Origin of the sequence: uncultured Sulfitobacter sp., from assembly GCF_947500075.1 — a bacterium.
GTDB lineage: Bacteria > Pseudomonadota > Alphaproteobacteria > Rhodobacterales > Rhodobacteraceae > Sulfitobacter.
The window spans coordinates 145,404-163,146 of the sequence record NZ_CANMQS010000008.1 but is presented as its reverse complement, the minus strand read 5'-3'; the positions used below and the strand labels follow the sequence as shown (position 1 = coordinate 163,146).

The 17,743-nt window shown below is 61.3% G+C and carries 16 protein-coding genes, 1 tRNA gene and 1 pseudogene; 4 read left to right on the top strand and 14 right to left on the bottom strand.

Annotated features, from left to right (window positions below):
* Positions 1-59 precede the first annotated feature (59 nt).
* The 4 genes and pseudogenes from Q1A91_RS20960 to Q1A91_RS20945 form a co-directional block, all read right to left on the bottom strand.
* Positions 60-278: a hypothetical protein gene (locus Q1A91_RS20960; protein WP_299882260.1), complete on the bottom strand. Its 219-nt coding sequence runs from the start codon at positions 276-278 to the stop codon at positions 60-62.
* A gap of 9 nt (positions 279-287) precedes the next feature.
* Positions 288-1,127: pseudogene (locus tag Q1A91_RS20955) on the bottom strand (patatin-like phospholipase family protein); the annotation flags it as partial.
* Between the two features lie 272 nt (positions 1,128-1,399).
* On the bottom strand, positions 1,400-1,612 hold the full coding sequence (locus tag Q1A91_RS20950) for an AlpA family transcriptional regulator (RefSeq protein WP_299882259.1): 213 nt from the start codon (positions 1,610-1,612) through the stop codon (positions 1,400-1,402).
* A 208-nt stretch (positions 1,613-1,820) separates the two neighbouring features.
* Positions 1,821-1,896: transfer RNA gene (locus Q1A91_RS20945), tRNA-Thr, on the bottom strand.
* A 226-nt stretch (positions 1,897-2,122) separates the two neighbouring features.
* Here Q1A91_RS20945 and Q1A91_RS20940 point away from each other — a divergent pair.
* A complete protein-coding gene (locus Q1A91_RS20940; protein WP_299882257.1) occupies positions 2,123-2,998 on the top strand; it encodes a hypothetical protein in 876 nt (291 codons plus the stop codon).
* A gap of 7 nt (positions 2,999-3,005) precedes the next feature.
* Here Q1A91_RS20940 and Q1A91_RS20935 read toward each other — a convergent pair whose 3' ends face one another.
* The 10 genes from Q1A91_RS20935 to Q1A91_RS20890 form a co-directional block, all read right to left on the bottom strand.
* Positions 3,006-4,907 (bottom strand): beta-galactosidase, encoded by a 1,902-nt coding sequence (locus Q1A91_RS20935; protein ID WP_299882255.1) that lies wholly within the window; start codon positions 4,905-4,907, stop codon positions 3,006-3,008.
* Complete coding sequence (locus Q1A91_RS20930; RefSeq protein WP_299882254.1) at positions 4,904-5,749, bottom strand: SMP-30/gluconolactonase/LRE family protein; 846 nt, start codon at positions 5,747-5,749, stop codon at positions 4,904-4,906. Before Q1A91_RS20930 ends, Q1A91_RS20935 begins: the two co-directional genes overlap by 4 nt.
* On the bottom strand, positions 5,746-6,351 hold the full coding sequence (locus Q1A91_RS20925; protein ID WP_299882252.1) for a 2-dehydro-3-deoxy-6-phosphogalactonate aldolase: 606 nt from the start codon (positions 6,349-6,351) through the stop codon (positions 5,746-5,748). The genes Q1A91_RS20930 and Q1A91_RS20925 overlap by 4 nt, the downstream gene beginning before the upstream one ends.
* Positions 6,348-7,250 carry a 2-dehydro-3-deoxygalactonokinase gene (locus Q1A91_RS20920; RefSeq protein ID WP_299882250.1) on the bottom strand — a complete coding sequence of 301 codons (903 nt, stop codon included), beginning with the start codon at positions 7,248-7,250 and terminating at the stop codon, positions 6,348-6,350. The genes Q1A91_RS20925 and Q1A91_RS20920 overlap by 4 nt, the downstream gene beginning before the upstream one ends.
* Before the next feature lie 2 nt (positions 7,251-7,252).
* Positions 7,253-8,017 carry an SDR family NAD(P)-dependent oxidoreductase gene (locus Q1A91_RS20915; protein ID WP_299882248.1) on the bottom strand — a complete coding sequence of 255 codons (765 nt, stop codon included), beginning with the start codon at positions 8,015-8,017 and terminating at the stop codon, positions 7,253-7,255.
* A 76-nt stretch (positions 8,018-8,093) separates the two neighbouring features.
* Positions 8,094-9,800 (bottom strand): IlvD/Edd family dehydratase, encoded by a 1,707-nt coding sequence (locus Q1A91_RS20910; RefSeq protein ID WP_299882246.1) that lies wholly within the window; start codon positions 9,798-9,800, stop codon positions 8,094-8,096.
* 19 nt (positions 9,801-9,819) lie between these two features.
* Positions 9,820-11,838, bottom strand: a complete 2,019-nt coding sequence (locus tag Q1A91_RS20905) for an alpha-galactosidase (protein WP_299882273.1) — start codon at positions 11,836-11,838, stop codon at positions 9,820-9,822.
* 65 nt (positions 11,839-11,903) lie between these two features.
* Positions 11,904-12,752, bottom strand: coding sequence for a carbohydrate ABC transporter permease (locus tag Q1A91_RS20900; protein ID WP_299882244.1), 849 nt, complete (start codon positions 12,750-12,752; stop codon positions 11,904-11,906).
* Complete coding sequence (locus Q1A91_RS20895; RefSeq protein WP_299882242.1) at positions 12,752-13,681, bottom strand: carbohydrate ABC transporter permease; 930 nt, start codon at positions 13,679-13,681, stop codon at positions 12,752-12,754. Before Q1A91_RS20895 ends, Q1A91_RS20900 begins: the two co-directional genes overlap by 1 nt.
* Before the next feature lie 127 nt (positions 13,682-13,808).
* On the bottom strand, positions 13,809-15,074 hold the full coding sequence (locus Q1A91_RS20890; RefSeq protein WP_299882240.1) for an ABC transporter substrate-binding protein: 1,266 nt from the start codon (positions 15,072-15,074) through the stop codon (positions 13,809-13,811).
* 138 nt (positions 15,075-15,212) lie between these two features.
* Here Q1A91_RS20890 and Q1A91_RS20885 point away from each other — a divergent pair, with 138 nt between their 5' ends.
* Genes Q1A91_RS20885 through Q1A91_RS20875 form a run of 3 tightly spaced genes read left to right on the top strand, consistent with a single transcriptional unit; the run spans position 15,213 to position 17,687 of the window.
* Positions 15,213-16,007 carry an IclR family transcriptional regulator gene (locus Q1A91_RS20885; protein ID WP_299882238.1) on the top strand — a complete coding sequence of 265 codons (795 nt, stop codon included), beginning with the start codon at positions 15,213-15,215 and terminating at the stop codon, positions 16,005-16,007.
* Between the two features lie 12 nt (positions 16,008-16,019).
* The gene (locus tag Q1A91_RS20880; protein WP_299882236.1) at positions 16,020-17,078 is read left to right on the top strand and encodes an ABC transporter ATP-binding protein; all 1,059 of its coding nucleotides are present in this window, start codon (positions 16,020-16,022) and stop codon (positions 17,076-17,078) included.
* A 9-nt stretch (positions 17,079-17,087) separates the two neighbouring features.
* Positions 17,088-17,687 carry a LysE family transporter gene (locus Q1A91_RS20875; RefSeq protein WP_299882234.1) on the top strand — a complete coding sequence of 200 codons (600 nt, stop codon included), beginning with the start codon at positions 17,088-17,090 and terminating at the stop codon, positions 17,685-17,687.
* The last annotated feature ends 56 nt before the right edge of the window (positions 17,688-17,743 follow it).

Below are 17,743 nucleotides of genomic sequence, written 5' to 3'. Positions count from 1 at the left end.
GAAACCATTGTCCAGATGGACCAAAGGCCGATCATGCACTAACAATCAAATTGGACCACTCAAGTGGGGCTGATCAGACGGATGACCGTTCCTAGCGCAAAAGAACCTTGCGGATAAATCTCAGGCTCAAACTGCCTAATCCCTGATTGTGGACGCTCTAACCATTCACCTAGCGATTTATAGCGCTTTCGAGCGAGTGCATCCAAGTGTTCAGGTATGTCCAGCGCCTCGGCAATCGCTTCCAAGACTTCTTCGTGATTTGAAATTTGCTTATTCATAGTTTTTCCTCATAACGAATAGATTGGCTCGAATTCATCTGCCGGTACGGCAAAGAACGCCTTCAGAAGATCAGGCTTTGCCGTTCTGGCCTCCGCAACGCCACTACTTTTCAAATCCTTGATGCGCCGGGTGTCGTCTAATTTGTAAAACCCATCCGGCGCTGGCGGACTAATGCGATAAATTGCCTTGTGGTCAGCTCCGCCGACGTCACCGGTCAGAATATGTGCCAGGCCAGTTGAGCCATGTGATTGGCCTGCCATAAACAAGCCAGCTAGTTTTGAGGCCAGTCGTGCAGCGCCGTAGGCGTCTCGCATTTCAGTTACATCTTCCAGGCATCCGACGCTCAAAACCCGAATCTCACTAGCATTCCAGCCAAGGGTGCCAATTGCTTCGGCAACCGCTATCCCCGTCGGGTTGTTTGCCCAAACCCCACCATCGACAAGTCCGACGTCTCGCGCCGTAATATGTTCTCGGAAGTAACTTGGCGCTGCAGCAGTCGCGAGCGCCGCATCTACGGCTAAATCATTGTAGTCGGTGCTAAGACGCTCATGATGGGCTGTTTTGTAGATGTAGACCTTTTGAAGTTTGGTGTGCCAAGCTGGAACCATAAGGCGAGAAGTTGCCTCTCCTATCTTGCGTTCACCCAGAACCTTACCAAGCGCATCTTCTAGCGGTCCAGTGTCGTACTTTGGTCCCCAAACAGCCCACTTCGCCGTCTTACCAATCTTGGTAATGATCCCCTTGGCTCCGCCTTCAGTTTGGCCGAAGATTGCCGGTCCGTTTTCTTCATAAAGCGATAAAATCTCTTTGGCCGACAAACCAAGAGCCAATCCAATTGCAATGATGCCGCCAGTTGAAGTTCATGCGATAAGATCGAAATAGCGACCAATGGGATGTTCAAGATCTTCTTCTAGACTGGCCAAAAACGCCGCTGGAAACGTACCGCGAATTCCACCACCGTCGATTGAAAGGATTCTTCTCATATCTCTACTTTATCAAAAGTCATCCAATAGATGTAGGAACGAAAGCAGAACCGCACAAGATGTGGACACGAGAAATTAACAGTTTTTCAATGAAAAGGATGGCCGGGTTTGCAACCCCGGCCATCCAGCTCCTGAAATCAGGAGTGTCGGTTTGGTTCTTCTCGCTGCGCCAAGCGTTCCTGAAGCCAGTCCAGCACTTCACTCTCAACCCAGCCCACCCGGTTCGGGCCCAGCGGTACCCGTTTGGGGAATTGGCCTGCCTTCTCCAGCCGGGCTATGTGTTGAGGTGAGTACAGAACAAGCTCCTTCACCTGACGTTTTGAGAGTATCCTCATCACGATGTTCTCCATGATTGGAGAGCAACGCGATGCCCTCAGGTTTCGACAAGTCTCCCGAGAGGCCATTATGCTAGGTCAAAATCATCAGTTGATTCAATCAACATGCGCATTGTGGAACATAAGGGCATGTAGCATCGCAGCGAAAAGGGTGGACTAAACGGGGGTCCGAAAATTTATCACCCAATTTTATCTTGTAATATCAATTATTTATGAGAATTAATGGTGCCCCCACACGGACTCGAACCGCGGACCTACTGATTACAAATCAGTTGCTCTACCAGCTGAGCTATAGGGGCAAACGCAGGCGTTGCGTTTGGTGTCCGTGGCGCTTGGCCTTCAGACTGCGGGTTCTTTAGGGGATCATCGTTTGCGATGCAAGCGTTCTGAACCGCTCTTGGGTGGATTTTTTGTGCCCGTGTGGAGCGCGCGGATACGCCTGCTGACACCGCCCTATTTTGTTGTTTTACATGGGCTTCCCGAAAGGGTATTCAAACGCAGTGAAAAAAGGGGCTTTCACACAAGATGCAGTTGGTTTTGCACACAGGTGCTCATTACACGGAACAGGAACGGCTGATCCAATCGTTGCTGCGCAATGGGGATGCTTTCGGCAAGAAGGGGGTCGTGATCCCGGACCCGGAAGCCTACCGGGGGCTGGTGCGCGGGACGCTGAACGCCATGGGCAAATCGCCCCCGTCGGAAGATGCGCGGGAGGTTTTGCTGGACGTGATCCTGGGCGATGCAGAGGCGGAGCGGGTGATCCTGTCGGATCCGAATTTCTTTCGCACGCAGGGCACGGCAATGCAGAATGGCATCCTGTATCCCGCTGCCGCCAGCCGCATGGCGCATATGGCGGCGCTGTTTCCTGAGGATGAGATGCAGATCTTCATGGCGGTGCGCAATCCGGCCACCTTCCTGCCGATCCTGTATGAGGTTGCCACCAGGAAAGAGCCCGACGCCTTCTGGGGCAACCGGCAGCCGATGGATATCCGATGGTCCGAAACGATTGCCGCGATCCGGGCAGCGGTGCCGAGCGTGCCCATTACAATCTGGTGCAACGAGGATATGCCGCTGATCTGGTCAGAGATCATCCTTCAGATGGCCGGTCTGGAAGAGGGCAGCAAGATTGCCGGTGGCTTTGATCTGTTGATGTCGATCATGAGCAAGGAGGGTATGCAGCGCTTCCGGTCCTATCTGGCCAGCCATCCGGACATGTCAGAAGTGCAGAAGCGCCGGGTGATTGCTGCGTTTCTGGACAAGTTCGCGCTGGAAGAAGAGATCGAGGAAGAGCTCGACATGCCCGGCTGGACCGACGAACTGGTCGACGCCATGACTGAGCAATATGACGAGGACATGGAACTGGTGGCGCGCCTGCCAAATCTGTCGATCATCACGCCCTGATCATTGTTCACAGTGGCCACCAGCCGACACCAGCGGGTTCCAGGGTTTCCCCATGCCATTCAATGGGTTCTGGCGCGTAGTTGAACGCGAAGAGGTGGCTGGCGGTGCTCCGTAAGCGCAACCCTTCGGGAAGCGGGGTCAGTGGCAGATCGACCTGTTTTGCCAGAAGCGCCAGAACGCGCGACCAGAGATCCGGATCGGGCCAACCTGCAAGGTAGTGGAGGCTTTTGCCGCCGACCAAAACGGGCCCACCGCTTTCACATGATAGCTGCACCGGTGAAGTGCCTTCCAGTGTTTCCACCCAATGGCGCAGCGCGCCACCGCCCTGCACGGGGCGTGACGTGCCGGGCGGCAGGCTTTCCACCCGGGTCACCGTGGTGTCGAGGCCGGGCAAGGCCGGTCCCAGGGGCAGTGGGATTGTCAGGTCCGGCGTTACTAGGCCGGTGCGGGGGCCCAGAAGGCAGACCGCTTTGCTGGTGGACAGGGCCGCCGCCAGCCCGATTGGCAGAGTGGCGAGGCCGGGGGCGAGGATCAGCTTGTATCCGGAGAGGTCCGTGGTGGATGCGGGCAGGATGTCGATGGACAGGCCCTGACAGCGCAGCGCGCGGTAGGTCTCGAACATCAGGCGGAAGTAGCTGAAATCTGCCCCCTGCGGCAGCACCTCCCAACTCCAGGCGGAGGGGTAGTCAAACAGCAACGCCACCGGGGCTTGCGCTTGTGCGACATCGGGCATTTGGGCGATCTCTGTGGCGACCTGCTGCGCTTCGGCCAGACCGGGGGCGGCGGCATCGTCGGGGCGTCTGAGGCCTGCGTGCATTTGCTCCTGCGCGAAGGGCGCTTGCCGCCAGCGGAAGTAGCTGACAACTTCGGCCCCGTGGGCAAACGCCTCCCATGACCACAGGCGCACCATGCCGGGCAGGGGGGCCGGGTTGTAGGGCGCCCAGTTCACGGGGCCGGGTTGCTGTTCCATCACCCACCAGCGCCCGTTGTTCAGCCCCCGATAGAGGTCGTGGTGAAACGCCTGCATGTCCGGATCGCCCTGTTGCAGGTAGCGCGCCTTATGCGCGGCGTCCCCTTCAAGGCGGTCCGACAGAAAGCCGATCGGGTAGCTGTCCCATGACGCGATATCCAGATCACGGGCGACGGCGTGGTGATCGAAACCCATCTCACGGCCCATGTAGTTGTGGATCAAGGGCGCATCCGTCAGCGGCCGCAGGGCGGCCACTTGCGCGGCGTTCCACTGCACGACCTGATCAGAGGCGAAGCGGCGGAAGGCCAGCTCATGCGAGGGGTTGGACTGGGTCACGGTCTGGTTGGGCAGGTCGATGTCGTCGAAATCTGCGTATTCCATGGACCAGAAGACATTGCCCCATGCCCGGTTCAGTGCGTCGATGCTTTGGTAGTGTTGCGCCAGCCAGTCGCGGAAGGCATCGCGTGCGGCGGCGGAGTAGCTCAGCGTGGTTTCATGGCAGCCGTATTCATTGTCGATCTGCCAGGCGTGGATGCGCGGGTCACGGCCATAGCGTTTGCCCAGAGTGGTCGCCATATCGCGCGCGGCGTCCCGGTAGCCGCGGTGGCTGTGGCAGTAGTGCCTGCGGGAGCCAAACCTGCGGGGGTGGCCGTCTGCGTCCACGGCCAGCATGTCGGGAAAGCGGTCCAGCATCCAGCGTGGCGGCGTGGCGGAGGGGGTGCCGAGGATGATCTTGAGGCCTGCGTTGCCCAGTGTCGCGATGGCGCGGTCGAGCCAGCCGAAGTCGAAGGTACCAGATGTTGGCTCCAGCCGGGACCATGCAAATTCGCCGATGCGGACCCATGTCAGGCCCGCCGCCACCATGGCGGCAGCGTCTTTGGCCCAGGTCTCTTCCGGCCAGTGTTCGGGGTAATAGCAGACGCCAAGGGTGCGTTTCATAACAGGACCATGGGTTCGGCCAGCCCTTGAGCGATGTCAGGCAGGCGGAAGGTGGCCCCTTGCTGCGCGTCGGGTGTGTCGAGGCCGTGGTGCGCCGAGGTGACCATCAGGTCCGTCAGATCCGGGCCGCCAAAAGCGGGGCAGGTGGGCTGCGCAGCGGGCAGGGGCAGACGCTTGATTTCCGTGCCTTGCGGGGAGAGGCAGATCACGCAGGCCGCGCCCCAGCAGGCGACCCAGAGGTTGCCTGTTGCGTCCGTCACCGCCCCATCTGGGTTCAGCTCGGCCGGGCGCAGATCGGCAAAGATCGTTGCATCACCCGTTGGCCAGCCGGTGTCTGCGTCCAGTGCAACACGCATGATCCGGCGGGTGGGGGTATCTGTGTAGTAGGCACAGCTGCGGTCGGGGGCAAAACAGATGGCGTTGGAGATGGAGATGTCGGAGACCAGTTGCCGCAATTCACCCTTGTGATAGCGGTAGATCGCGCCGGCTCCCCGCTCCGCATTGTGGCCCATGGTGCCGATCCAGAACCCGCCCCAGGGGTCTGCACGCCCGTCGTTGGAACGGGTCACAGGATTGTCGGCTTCCAGAGGGCACAGCTGGATGCGGGTCTCTGTCACAAGGTTGAACCGCCACAGCGCGTCCTCAGAGGCCAGAATGAGGTTGTCGGGCTGGGCGCGGCCTGCGGCGGAGTGGTGGCGGTCGAACTGCCAGACCTGCGTCTTGCCGTCCCGGCGCGCCAGCATCTGTTTGCCCAGAATGTCGAACCAGATCAGCATCTGCCAATCGGGCAGCCACAGCGGACCTTCGCCCAGGCGGCAGGGGGTGGGATCAAAGATGCTCACGCCACTGCGGCCTTGTAGGCGGTCACGATTTTTGTCGCGCGCGCGTGGACCTCTGTTGGGCTGAGGGCGGGTTTGTACAAGGCCGAGCCGATGCCGAAGCCATCTGCGCTGGCCGCGATCCAGTCGCGAAAGTTATCCGCCCCGGCGCCGCCTACAGCGTAGACCTGCGTGCCGGGGGGGAGCACTGCGCGCAGGGCGGCAAGGCCGGAAGGGCCTGCCATGGTGCCGGGAAAGAGTTTGAGACCGTCGGCGCCTGCGTCCAAGGCGGCGAAAGCTTCGGTCGGGGTGAAGATACCCGGCCAGCTTTGCAGCCCGCGTGTTTTCGTCTGGGCGATGACGTCCGCATTGGCGTTGGGGGAGACAATGATCCGCCCGCCGGCATCGGCGACCTGATCGACCTGCGCCGGGGTCAAAACAGTGCCCGCGCCCACAGTCGCCCGGTCCCCCGCCACCCGCGCCATGGCGGCAATGCTGTCCAGCGGATCGGGAGAGTTCAGCGGCACTTCGATGGTGGTGATCCCGGCGGTGATCAGGGTCTGGGCAAGGGCCGGGGCCTCTGCCGGGGTGACGCCGCGCAGGATGGCGATGAGGGGCAGGGTCATATGGTCTCCTTCAGGGCTCGGAAGGCGGCGGTGAGGCCTGCCAGCGTCATGCGGTCGGCATCGGTGACGGTGGCGGGCACGCCTTGGGATTGCAGCGCACGGGCGTAGAGGGCGGATTGCGTGGCAGCACCGATGATGGCGATCTGTTGGCCCAGCCAATAGGGTTTGGCGGCGGCCAGTTCTGCCCCGATCAAGGCACCCGAAAGCCGCGCACGATTGGCAGACCCGGACGTGCCGTTCAACAGATCACCTGCCCGGATGGCAAAGAGGCTGGCGGCCAGTTTTTCCGGCCGGCTGAGCGTTTCGCTGACCGCAGCGTCAAAGTCGGCGTCTCGGGATTCGTTGCCGTTCAGCGAGTGGCGCAGGACCGAATGGCCGGCCAGAAGCGCGAACAATTCGCCGGTCAGGAACGTCTGGAAACTGACGACCTCCCCGGCAGAGACATGCACCCATTTGCTGTGCGTCCCCGGCAGGCAGATCACGCCGTCCCAGCCGGGGTTGAGGGCAAGAAAGCCTGCGATCTGTGTTTCTTCTCCGCGCATGACGTCCGCCGGAGACGGCTGTTTGAGGCCGGGAATGATGTGGACGGGTCGGGAGGTGCCCGGCACGCGGATCAGGGTCTTGTCCTGAGTGGTGCAGGGAATGGTGCGGTAAGGGGCTTCGGTCCAGCCTTGCCGCGCGCCGACCATGCCACAGGCGATGGCGGGGGTGTCGGGGGTGACGGGGAGGTCGACCATCAGCGCTTCCAGCGTCGGGCCGAATTCGTCGCGCGTCATGCGGCCCATGCCCTGCGCGCTTTGGGCCCGCGCGATGACTTCCGCGCCCGCCATGGCCCAGACGCGCAGGTTGCTGGTGCCCCAGTCGACCGCAATCCAAGTGGCTGTGCGCAATGTCTCCATGATCAGCCCGTCGTAACCACGCCGCCATCCACGACAAGGCATTGGCCCGTCATCATGCGGCTGGTGTCAGAGGCGAGGAACAGGACGGCATCGACCACGTCCTGCGGGACGAGGTGGGTTTTCAGGCACTGGCGTTCGAGGTGCGCGGCAAGCCCCTCGGGCGTGGCCCATTTTTCGAGCTGCTTTTCTGTCAGCACCCAACCCGGCGCAAGCGCGTTCACGCGGATGCCATCGGGACCAAGTTCACGGGCGAGGCCGCGGCTCATCGCGGTAATGCCGCCATTGGCCGCGACATAGGCCGGGTAACCTGCGTTGCCCATCATGTAGCTGATGGAAGAGAAGTTGATGATCGACCCTGCGCCGCGTTTTTGCATGGCGGGGGCGACGGCCTGGGCGGCAAAGAAGTAGGCTTTGAGATTGATGGCTTGCAGCCAGTCCCAATCGTCGGGGGTGAGTTCCGCAGTGGTATGGCGTTTGTCATTGGCGGCGTTGTTGACGAGGATATCGACGGGACCGTGGGCCTCTGCCGCCTGCGCGATGGTGGCTTGCAGATGGGCGGTGTCGGTGATGTCGCCTTGCAGAAACAGCGGCGCGCGGCCGTGTTTGGCGTTCATCTCTGCCACGAAGGGGCTGGCATCGGATCGGCCGATAAAAGCCACCTGCGCGCCCTGGGCCATGAAGCCATCGGTGAGGGCGGCCCCAATGCCAGAGCCGCCGCCGGTGATGTAGACGGATTTGCCTTTCAGATCGTGGAAGGTGGCGGTCATCTGTGTCTCCTCGGGGTTCGGTGCAAAAGTTTTCAAAAACTTTTGGCCGAATTTTTCGAAAAATTCGGGTCTCGTCTCAATGGCTTTCGCGGGTCACCAGCCGGGTGTCCTTGCCCACAAGGAAATCCAGATCGGCCCCTTCGTTGGCCTGCAACACGTGATCCACATACATCTTGGCATACCCGCGTGTGTAGTAAGGCGCATCGGCCTGCCACGCCGCGCGGCGTTCTTCCAGCGCTGCGTCATCGACCAGCAAGTCGAGCGTGCCGCCACTGGCTGACACCCGGATGCGGTCGCCGGTTTTGACCAGCGCCAGCGGCCCGCCTGCCTGCGCTTCGGGGGCGACATGCAGGATCACGGTGCCAAAGGCGGTGCCAGACATGCGGGCATCCGACACGCGGATCATGTCGCGCACGCCGTCTTTCACCAGCTTGGCCGGGATCGGCATGTTGCCCACTTCGGGCATGCCGGGATAGCCCTTGGGCCCGCAGCCTTTCAGCACCAGTATCGTGTCGGGCGTCACCGGCAGATCTTCACGGTCAATGTTGGCTTTGAGGTCTTCGATGTTCTCAAAGACATAGGCGGGGCCTTCGTGTTCCAGCAGCGCGTCGGTGGCGGCAGAGGGTTTCACGATGGCCCCGTCAGGGGCCAAGTTACCGCGCAATACGCGCAGGCCTGCGGCGGGTTTGACGGGCGCATCAAAGGCGTGGATGACGTCACGGTTAAAGACCTCCGCGCCGTCGTGATACGCAGCAATGTCGCCACCGAGTACGGTCTTGGCGGGGCGCAGGAGGTGTTTGATCTCCGCCAACACGGCAGGGATACCGCCGGCATAGCAGAAGTCTTCCATCAGGTATTTGCCCGACGGCATGCAGTTAACCAGCAGCGGCACATCGCTGGCCACTTCGAAATCCTTCAGCGTCAGGTCCACACCGACGCGGCCTGCAAGCGCCAGCAGATGCACTACAGCATTTGTGGAACCGCCCACGGCAGCATTGGCGAGGATGCCGTTGATGAAGGCATCCTTGGTCAGGACGTCAGAAGGCTTCAGATCTTCCTCCACCATCTCGACAATGCGTTTGCCGGTCAAATGCGCCAGCGCCATGCGGCGGGCGTCGACGGCGGGCAGGGCGGCGTTGGTGGGCAGGGCCATGCCCATCGCCTCGACAATGGAGGCCATGGTGGAGGCCGTGCCCATGGTCATGCACACACCTTTGGAGCGGGACATGCCGCTCTCTGCGCCCATGAAATCGGCCAGTGTCATTTCGCCCGCGCGCACGGCTTCTGAGAATTTCCACACATCCGTGCCGGAGCCGATGTCCTGCCCTTTGAACTTGCCGTTCAGCATCGGGCCGGAGGAGACGACGATAGAGGGCAGATCGACCGAGGCCGCGCCCATCAACTGCCCCGGTGTGGTCTTGTCGCAACCGCCCAGCAGCACCACGCCGTCGATGCCATAGGCGCGGATGGATTCCTCGACGTCCATCGCCAGCAGATTGCGAAACAGCATGGCAGTGGGTTTCATCTGTGTCTCGCCCAGCGACATCACCGGGAACTCGACGGGAAAGCCGCCGGCTTCCCAAACGCCACGCTTCACGCCTTCGGCGAGATCGCGCAGGCCGGAATTGCAGGGCGTCAGTTCTGACCACGTGTTGCAGATGCCAATGATTGGGCGGCCATCGAAGGCGTGATCGGGAAAGCCCTGGTTCTTCATCCATGAGCGGTGGATGAAGCCATCTTTGTCGAGCTTGCCATACCAATGCGAGGAGCGGCGTTTGGTCATTGATCTGTCTCCAATCGGGTCACAGGCGGTGGCCTTCCAGCACCCAGATGCTTTCGGGAAAGCTCCACGGCAGGGTCAGGCCTTGGTGCATCAGGGCGGTGCCGGTGAGGTCAACGCTGCGTTCTTTCAGTGCCAGCTTACCACGCGACAGGACCGAGGCAGAGCCCCGGTTGCGCAGCGAAATGCGGTAACGGGCGTCGGGGTCAAGGCGGGTCAGTGTCAGTGGACGCGGGGCGATCTGGGCGGAGGTGCGGGCCTTGCCCGCAAAGATCACAAAGCGGCTTCCGTCCGTGGCCAGTTGCTGTTCGGCGATGACGGCGGGGTCGGCGGCATCAAGGCGCAGGATATCGGCGTTGAACATCCAGTGGCGGTTGTCCTTCCACCAGGCGGTCACTTCCCGCAATACGTCCTCTTCACGGGCGTCCAACTCACGCGGGTCCATCTCGAACCCCATGTGACGTTGGGCGGCGATCCATGCGCGGAATTCGATGTCCAACTGGCGGCCTGACGTATGACAGGTGCGCGGACCCACGTGGCTGCCGGTGACCGAGGCGGGCAGGAAGAGCGCGGCGTTGTGCTGCATCATCAACCGTTCCAGCGCGTCGTTGCTGTCAGAGAGCCAGACCCGTTGGGTGCGGGACAGAATGCCAAAGTCGATGCGCCCGCCGCCTGAGGCGCAGCTTTCGATCTCCACCTGCGGGAAGTCCGCGCGCAAGCGGTCCAGCAAAGCGTAGGAGCCACGGGTCTGCCAGGCATCGGGCATGGGCAGGACGCGGTTGTGGTCCCATTTGATGTAGTCGATGGGATGGGCGCGCAGCAGGGCGGCGATGCGGTCATAAAGGAAGTCGCGAACCTCGGGCAGGGCCATGTTCAGCGCCTTTTGCTGACGGCCGAGGATCTGGTCTTCGGATCCCAGCGCCCAATCGGGGTGGGCGCGGTGGAGGTTGCTGTCGGGGTTGATCATCTCCGGCTCGAACCAGATACCGAAGGACATGCCAGCCCCGTGCACGTGGTCGATCAGGGGGCCAAGCCCTTCGGGATACTTGCGCGGGTCCACTTCCCAGTCGGACAGCGACGAGGTGTCATCGTCGCGTTGGCCGAACCAGCCGTCATCCAGCACGAAACGCTCGGCCCCGAGCGCGGCGGCACGGGTGGCGATATCTTTGAGTTTGGGCACGTCATGGTCGAAATAGACCGCTTCCCAGCAGTTGTAGTGCACCGGGCGCGGGGTGCCGGGTTTGGTCCATGTCACGATCCGGTCGCGCAGGTGCCGCTGGAAGGAGACCGCGCAGCCGTTGAGGCCGTCGGAGGAATAGACGGCATAGAGCGGCGCTGTGGCAAATTCGGTCGCGGGGGCGGTTTCCATCCGGGCCGCGTGCCCGAACTGGATCTGGCGGCGGCCATCGGGGAGTTCTTCGGCAATCATGCGGTGCCCGCCGGACCATCCGTAGTGGAAGGCATAGGCCTGCCCGCTGGCGTTGGTTGCCCCACGGCAGGGCACAATCAGGCCGGGGAAGTGTTCATGCCCGGTGCGGCCCGTGCGGTTCTCGCGGTAGCGGATGCCGGGGGACCATGGGGTGCGGTTGAGCTGGAACTCCCCGCACCAGCGGCCAGCAACGTCGATCATCTCATCGCTCATTTGTGGGGCGGGCAGGACGGGGGCGGCGAGCCAATGCAGGTGCAGCGGGCGGTCGGCGTTCAGCCGCGCGGTCATGGCAATGACGTGGGTTTTGGGGTCGAGGACAATCTGCGCGGTGTAGGTCAGCCGGTTGGGTGAATCCTCACAGGTGATCGTCAGCGTGCTGTCGCTTGCCTGCACATCCCTCAGCGTGAATTTGGGCAGCAGCGGCGTGCCATCCGCATCGCGCACGATCATGCCGGGCTGGCCGGGGAAGCTGCGCGCGGCTTCGGGGCAGAGGCTGAGGTCGGGGTTTTCATCCAGCATGCCGCCTGTCACGTCCAACTGGCTGGCCGCTGCGACTTCGTTCAGGTCTTCATCCCGTGGCAGGGGCAGGCCCCAGTAGATCACTTGCGGCATCTTGCCCGCCGTTGAGGACAGCGCCAGCGTTTGCCGCGCATCATCCAGCCGCCAGGTCTTTGTGGTCACTTCACAGCTCCGAGGGTGAGGCCTGCGATGAAGTGTTTCTGCATCAGAAAGAACATCGCCACAGGGGGCAGGGCGGCCACGATGCTGCCTGCTGACATCATGTGGTACATCGCGCGGAATTCGGAGTTGAAGGCGGTGATGCCTGCGGTCACTGGCTGGCTGTCAGGTCCCTGCGTCAGGACCACGGCCCAGAAGTAGTCGTTCCAGATGAACGTGAAGATCAGCACGGCCAGAGCAGCCAGTGCGGGTTTCATCAGCGGCAGGACCACGTACCAGAAGATGCGGATCTCGGAGATGCCTTCGACACGGGCGGCCTCGATCAGCTCATAGGGCAGGGCCTTGATGAAGTTGCGCATGAAGAGCGTGCAGAAACCCGTCTGGAAGGCCACGTGGAAGAGGACCAGACCTGTCTTGGTGTTGTAGAGGCCCAGATCCAGCGTCAGATCACGCACGGGGACCATGAGGATCTGGAACGGCACAAAATTGCCTGCCACGAACATGAAGAACAGCCAGATGTTGGCTTTGAATTTGTAGACCCCCAAGGCAAAGCCTGCCATCGCGGACAGGGCCACGGCGCCGATCACCGTGGGAATGGTGATCAGGAAAGAGTTCAACAGGTATTTGGGCATGTCGGAGTTGAAAAACACCTGCCCGTAGTTCTCAATGAAGTTGAACGAGGAGGGCACGCCCCAGTAGTTGGCATTGGTGAAATCCGCACCCGGTTTGATGGAGAAGATGGCGACAGCCAGCAGCGGCAGCAGCCATGCGATCAGCGCCAGCGGCAGGAAGGCCTGATAGGTCACACGGGCAGAGGGCGGGCGTTTGTCAAGCGGTGTGGGGAACATCAGCGTTTCTCCTCGCGGTACATCGACCAAAGGAAGTAGGTGATGAAGATCATCATGATCGCAAACAGGACCACGGCAATGGCTGCCCCGTATCCCATGCGGAAGCCGTATTCGGACAACGACACTTCGAACATGTAATAGGCCAGCACCTTGGAGGACCCAAACGGCCCGCCGCTGGTCATCACGGAAATCAGGTCAAAGCTGCGCAGCGCGCCGATGATGGTCACGACAAAGGCGATGAAGGTGGCAGGGCGGAGTTGTGGCAAGACAACGTGCCAGAGCATCCGCCAGCCCTTTGCCCCGTCCAGACGACCCGCCTCGATTTGTTCCGGGTTCACCGCGTTCAGGCCTGTGAGGTAGAGGATCATGCAATAGGCGGTTTGCGGCCAGAGGCCTGCAAGGATGATCCCGTAGGTCACGGTCCCTTCGCTGCCAAGGATGTTCACGGGCCCTGCACCAAACCATCCCAGCACCACGTTCAGGATGCCAAAGGCCGGGTCATAAAACCATGTGAAGACAAGGCCGACGACAACTTGGCTGATCACGAAGGGGAAGAAGAACAGCGATTTATACAGGCGGATGCCCGTAACCGTCTGGTTGAGAAACAGCGCGATGAACAGGCCCGCCGGGATCGCCAGCAGATAGAGCACCAGCCAGATCAGGTTGTTTTTGAGCGAGACATAGAAGCTGTCGCGGTCGACGTATTCCCAATAGAGGTCTTCGTAGTTGCGCAGGCCGACATATTCCGCCTGTCCCAGCCCGTCCCATTCATAAAGCGACAGGTTGAAGGACTGGAACACCGGGTAGATGACATAGACGGCAAAGAACAGGATCGCGGGCATCAGGAACAGCCAAGGCGCCAGCGTCTGTTGGTTGCGCTGCCAGTAGCTGCGCTCGATTTCGGTCACGGGCTGGGTGGCAAGGGTCATGGGCTTTCCTTTGCGACGGCTGCGCGCTGGTGAAGGGCGCTGCGGGCGAAACACATCCTGGGTCTGTTGCGCTTTGCGTGCGGCGGGATTGGAAAGGGCGCACCGATTAAGGTGCGCCCTGAACGTCTTACTTGTAGATCCGCCCGCGGGCGCGCTCCAGCTTGCCGAGGATACGGTCGATATCGTCTGGTTTGACCATGAATTCCTGGAAGCCTTCCATCGCCACCTTGGCCATCTCCGCTGGTGCATCGCGGTCAAAGAACTGCGCCACACCGCCGGGGCTGTTGGAGGACAGCATTTCAAACCCTTCGAGCAGGAACTTGTCCTCATCCACGGAAGACTTGTTGTTCACTGGCAACTGACCCAGTGCGTCACCTGCGTTGATCATGGTCTGGTTCTCCGCCGACACCACGAACTTCAGGAACGCCTTGGCGTTGTCCTTGTTGGACGCATTGGCGGGGATGTGGAACGTATCCGTCGGCGCATCCTCGGCCAGTGCGACATCCGGGTTGATCGCCGGGAACTGGTGGAAGTCGAGCTTGCTGTCGTCCAGACCCGCTTCGCGCAGCGGGGCCACGGCGAAGTTGCCCTTGAGGATCGCCGCTGCATCACCGTTGGTCATGAAGGGCAGGCTTTCCTGCCAGCTGTAGGCAGTGTGGTCGTCAATGAAAGCGCCCATGTCCAGAAGCTCACGCCAGTTGGCGAAAGTTGCCTTGACGCGGTCGTCTGTCCATTCGATTTCACCGTTGGTGAGGGCCGCGTGGAAGTCATAGCCGTTGGTGCGCATGTTGAGGTAGTCGAACCAACCCGCCGCGGTCCACAGGAACTTGGAGCCCAGCGTGAAGCATTTCTTGCCGCTGTCGATCACGGCCTGACAGTTGGCTTTGAACTCATCCCAGTTTGATGGCTCGCTGAGGCCAAGCTCTTCGTAGATGTCTTTGCGGTAGTAGACGCCCCACTGGTAGTAGGTGTAGGGCACGCCCCACTGCTTGCCGTCCAGCGTCATCGCGCCTTTGGTCGATGCCAGCTCCGTGCTCATCTGTTCGTCCCAGACGTCGGAGATGTCTTCAAACAGGCCCGCATCCACATAAGGACGCATGCGGTTGGCGGCGTACCAATTGGCCACATCCGGCGCGTCAGCGGTCAGGAAGTTGCGGATCTGCGTCTTGTAGGCCTCCCGGTCGATCACCGTCAGTTCGATGTTCAGATCCGGGTGCATTTCGCCAAAGCGCGCCACCATGCCTTCCATCACAGCACGGGGGGCAGGGTTGGACATGTCGGAGAAAATCTTGAGGTCGCCCGTCAGCTTGGCATGGCCATCGGCAAAGGCGGTGCCAGCCAGCATCGTGGCCCCGGCCAGCGCTGCGGCAAGCGTGGTTTTCAGTGAAGTCATCGTGATCCTCCCTACGATGTTCAGGTTCCATTATTTGGAACTATGTTTTATATATTGAAAACTACACCGCAACCGGGCAGACTTGTCAAGCGGCTTGCGTGGCGCAGACCACGGGGCGCATCAACGGGAGGAGGTCCCATGTCCGGCGACGGCACAGTGGGAAAAGCAATGGATGTCCTTGATCAGGTGGCCAGTTTCGGCCGCCCGGTGCGGTTTGCGACGCTGCTGTCGGTCAGCCCCTATCCCAAGGCCACGTTGTACCGATTCTTGCAAACCCTCACCCGGCAGCGCCTGTTGGAGTATGACCCCGACCAGCAAACCTATGCCGTGGGGCTGCGGCTGGTTCGGCTGGCACATGCGGCATGGAGCCAATCGAGCCTTGCACCGCTCGCGCGCGATCATCTGGACCGGTTGAGTGCGCAGATCGGCCTGACGGTGCATCTTGCACAACTAGACAACGGGCAGGTGCTGTATGTCGACAAGCGCAATGCCGCGCAGCCGGTGGACATGTTCTCCCAGGCGGGCAAAGTCGGGCCTGCCTATTGCACGGGTGTCGGCAAGGCGATGCTGGCGTTCCTTCAGGAGGACGAACAGGCGCGGTTGCTGACGCAGCAAAGCTATCATGCCTTTACGGCGCATACGCTGGCCACTCCTGCGGCGTTGAAGGCCGAACTTGATGCCATTGCCGCGCGCGGTCATGCCTATGATCGGGAGGAACATGAGCCGGGGATCATCTGCATCGCCGTGCCGATCCTGACAGATGCGGGGCGGGTGCTGGGTGGTTTGTCGATCACGGGCGCCACACAGATGACAGAGATGGCAGCCCTTGAGGCTCTGGTGCCGCAACTCAAGGCCACAGCGCGGGACATTGCCGATGACGGGGCAGCCTGGCGGTTTCCGGGGCAGGAACCGCTGCAACAGACTGGAACATAAGGGAGGGATGCCATGACAGGTGTCACGCTGGAGAAAACGATCAAACGCTACGGCGATGTGCAGGTCATCCACGGTATTGATCTTCAGATCGAAGATGGCGAGTTCTGCGTGTTTGTTGGCCCCTCGGGCTGTGGCAAGTCCACGCTGTTGCGGATGATTGCGGGGTTGGAGGAGACGAGCGAAGGCTCCATCGCCATTGGGACGCGGGATGTCACACGCGCCGATCCGTCAGAGCGTGGCGTGGCGATGGTGTTCCAGACCTATGCTTTGTACCCGCATATGACGGTGGCGGAGAACATGGGCTTTGGCCTGAAGATGAACGGCGTGCCGAAGACGGAGATCCGCGAAAAGGTCAAAATGGCCTCTGACATTCTCAAGCTGGATGAATACCTCAAACGCAAGCCTGCCAATCTGTCGGGCGGGCAGCGCCAGCGGGTCGCCATTGGCCGTGCGATTGTGCGGGGGCCGGAGGTGTTCCTGTTTGACGAGCCGCTGTCCAATCTGGATGCCGAACTGCGGGTGGAGATGCGGGTGGAGATCGCGCGGCTGCACAAGGAAATCGGTGCGACGATGATTTATGTCACCCACGATCAGGTCGAAGCGATGACGCTGGCCGACAAGATCGTGGTGCTGCGCGCGGGCAAGATCGAACAGGTCGGCGCGCCGCTGGAGCTCTACCGCGACCCGGACAACAAGTTCGTGGCGGGGTTCATCGGGTCGCCTGCGATGAACTTTCTGCGCGGGACAGTGAAAGGGGGCCGGATAAACGTGCCCGCTCTTGGTCGTGATGTTGAGGCCGATGTTTCCCTGCCGGCCGACGGCACGGATGTGATCATGGGCGTCCGGCCCGAACATATTGAGGTGACGGTGGGGCAAGGTCAGATGAAAGCGGAATTGTCCGAGGCGCTGGGCGGGGTGAGCTATCTGCACCTTGATACGCTCAGCGGGGAGCGGATCATCTGCGAAGAGCGCGGCGATGAGCGGGCGCGCGAAGGCGATACGGTCGACATCACCTTCGAGCCGCGCCGCGTCATGGTCTTTGACGCCGCAAGCGAAGCGCGGATCAGGTAGCGCGGTTCAATGACGCTGGTTGAGGCGTCCTGGCCGCTGCTGGTTTTTGTCGTTGCGGGGCTGTTCTCTCCGGGGCCCAACGTTGTGATGCTGACCGCGTCCGGCGCGCGGTTCGGGTTTCGGGCGACGGTCCCGCATCTGCTGGGGGTGCCGGTGGGGACGGGATTGCTGGCCGCGGCCAGTGCGCTGGGGCTCGGCGCGGTGCTGCTCGCCATGCCCGCTTTGAAGCTAACGTTCCAGATCATCGCGGCGGGGTGGATCTTGTGGCTGGCCTGGCGGATTGCGCAGGCGGCGCGCGCGGGGCAGGCCACGGATCGGGGGCGGCCGTTTGCGTTCTTACAGGCCGTTGGGTTTCAGGCCGTGAACCCGAAGATATGGGCGGTCACCCTTGCTGCTGCCGCAGGATTTGGCATCGGCTTGCCACCGGTACAGGAGGCCCTGCGGCTGTTTGTGGTCTTTGCCGGGGTCAACCTGTGCGTTTGCCTGTTCTGGACCACCGCCGGACATCTGCTTGCCCCGGTGCTGGCCCGCCCCCCGGTCTGGCGGGCATTCATGGTGACCATGGCGGTGTTGTTGGCGCTCACCGTGATCCTGATTTTCGCAGGGTAGTGCATTTAGTTTATATATAAAATATTTTTGCTTGAAGTAAATCGCGAACCGCCCTA

Excerpts from the sequence above, each read along its gene's own strand:
- Q1A91_RS20960 (WP_299882260.1), bottom strand. The coding sequence starts at position 278 with ATGAATAAGCAAATTTCAAATCACGAAGAAGTCTTGGAAGCGATTGCC.
- Q1A91_RS20950 (WP_299882259.1), bottom strand. The coding sequence starts at position 1,612 with ATGGAGAACATCGTGATGAGGATACTCTCAAAACGTCAGGTGAAGGAG.
- Q1A91_RS20940 (WP_299882257.1), top strand. The coding sequence starts at position 2,123 with ATGCAGTTGGTTTTGCACACAGGTGCTCATTACACGGAACAGGAACGG.
- Q1A91_RS20935 (WP_299882255.1), bottom strand. The coding sequence starts at position 4,907 with ATGAAACGCACCCTTGGCGTCTGCTATTACCCCGAACACTGGCCGGAA.
- Q1A91_RS20925 (WP_299882252.1), bottom strand. The coding sequence starts at position 6,351 with ATGACCCTGCCCCTCATCGCCATCCTGCGCGGCGTCACCCCGGCAGAG.
- Q1A91_RS20920 (WP_299882250.1), bottom strand. The coding sequence starts at position 7,250 with ATGGAGACATTGCGCACAGCCACTTGGATTGCGGTCGACTGGGGCACC.
- Q1A91_RS20915 (WP_299882248.1), bottom strand. The coding sequence starts at position 8,017 with ATGACCGCCACCTTCCACGATCTGAAAGGCAAATCCGTCTACATCACC.
- Q1A91_RS20910 (WP_299882246.1), bottom strand. The coding sequence starts at position 9,800 with ATGACCAAACGCCGCTCCTCGCATTGGTATGGCAAGCTCGACAAAGAT.
- Q1A91_RS20905 (WP_299882273.1), bottom strand. The coding sequence starts at position 11,838 with ATGCCGCAAGTGATCTACTGGGGCCTGCCCCTGCCACGGGATGAAGAC.
- Q1A91_RS20900 (WP_299882244.1), bottom strand. The coding sequence starts at position 12,752 with ATGTTCCCCACACCGCTTGACAAACGCCCGCCCTCTGCCCGTGTGACC.
- Q1A91_RS20895 (WP_299882242.1), bottom strand. The coding sequence starts at position 13,681 with ATGACCCTTGCCACCCAGCCCGTGACCGAAATCGAGCGCAGCTACTGG.
- Q1A91_RS20890 (WP_299882240.1), bottom strand. The coding sequence starts at position 15,074 with ATGACTTCACTGAAAACCACGCTTGCCGCAGCGCTGGCCGGGGCCACG.
- Q1A91_RS20885 (WP_299882238.1), top strand. The coding sequence starts at position 15,213 with ATGTCCGGCGACGGCACAGTGGGAAAAGCAATGGATGTCCTTGATCAG.
- Q1A91_RS20880 (WP_299882236.1), top strand. The coding sequence starts at position 16,020 with ATGACAGGTGTCACGCTGGAGAAAACGATCAAACGCTACGGCGATGTG.
- Q1A91_RS20875 (WP_299882234.1), top strand. The coding sequence starts at position 17,088 with ATGACGCTGGTTGAGGCGTCCTGGCCGCTGCTGGTTTTTGTCGTTGCG.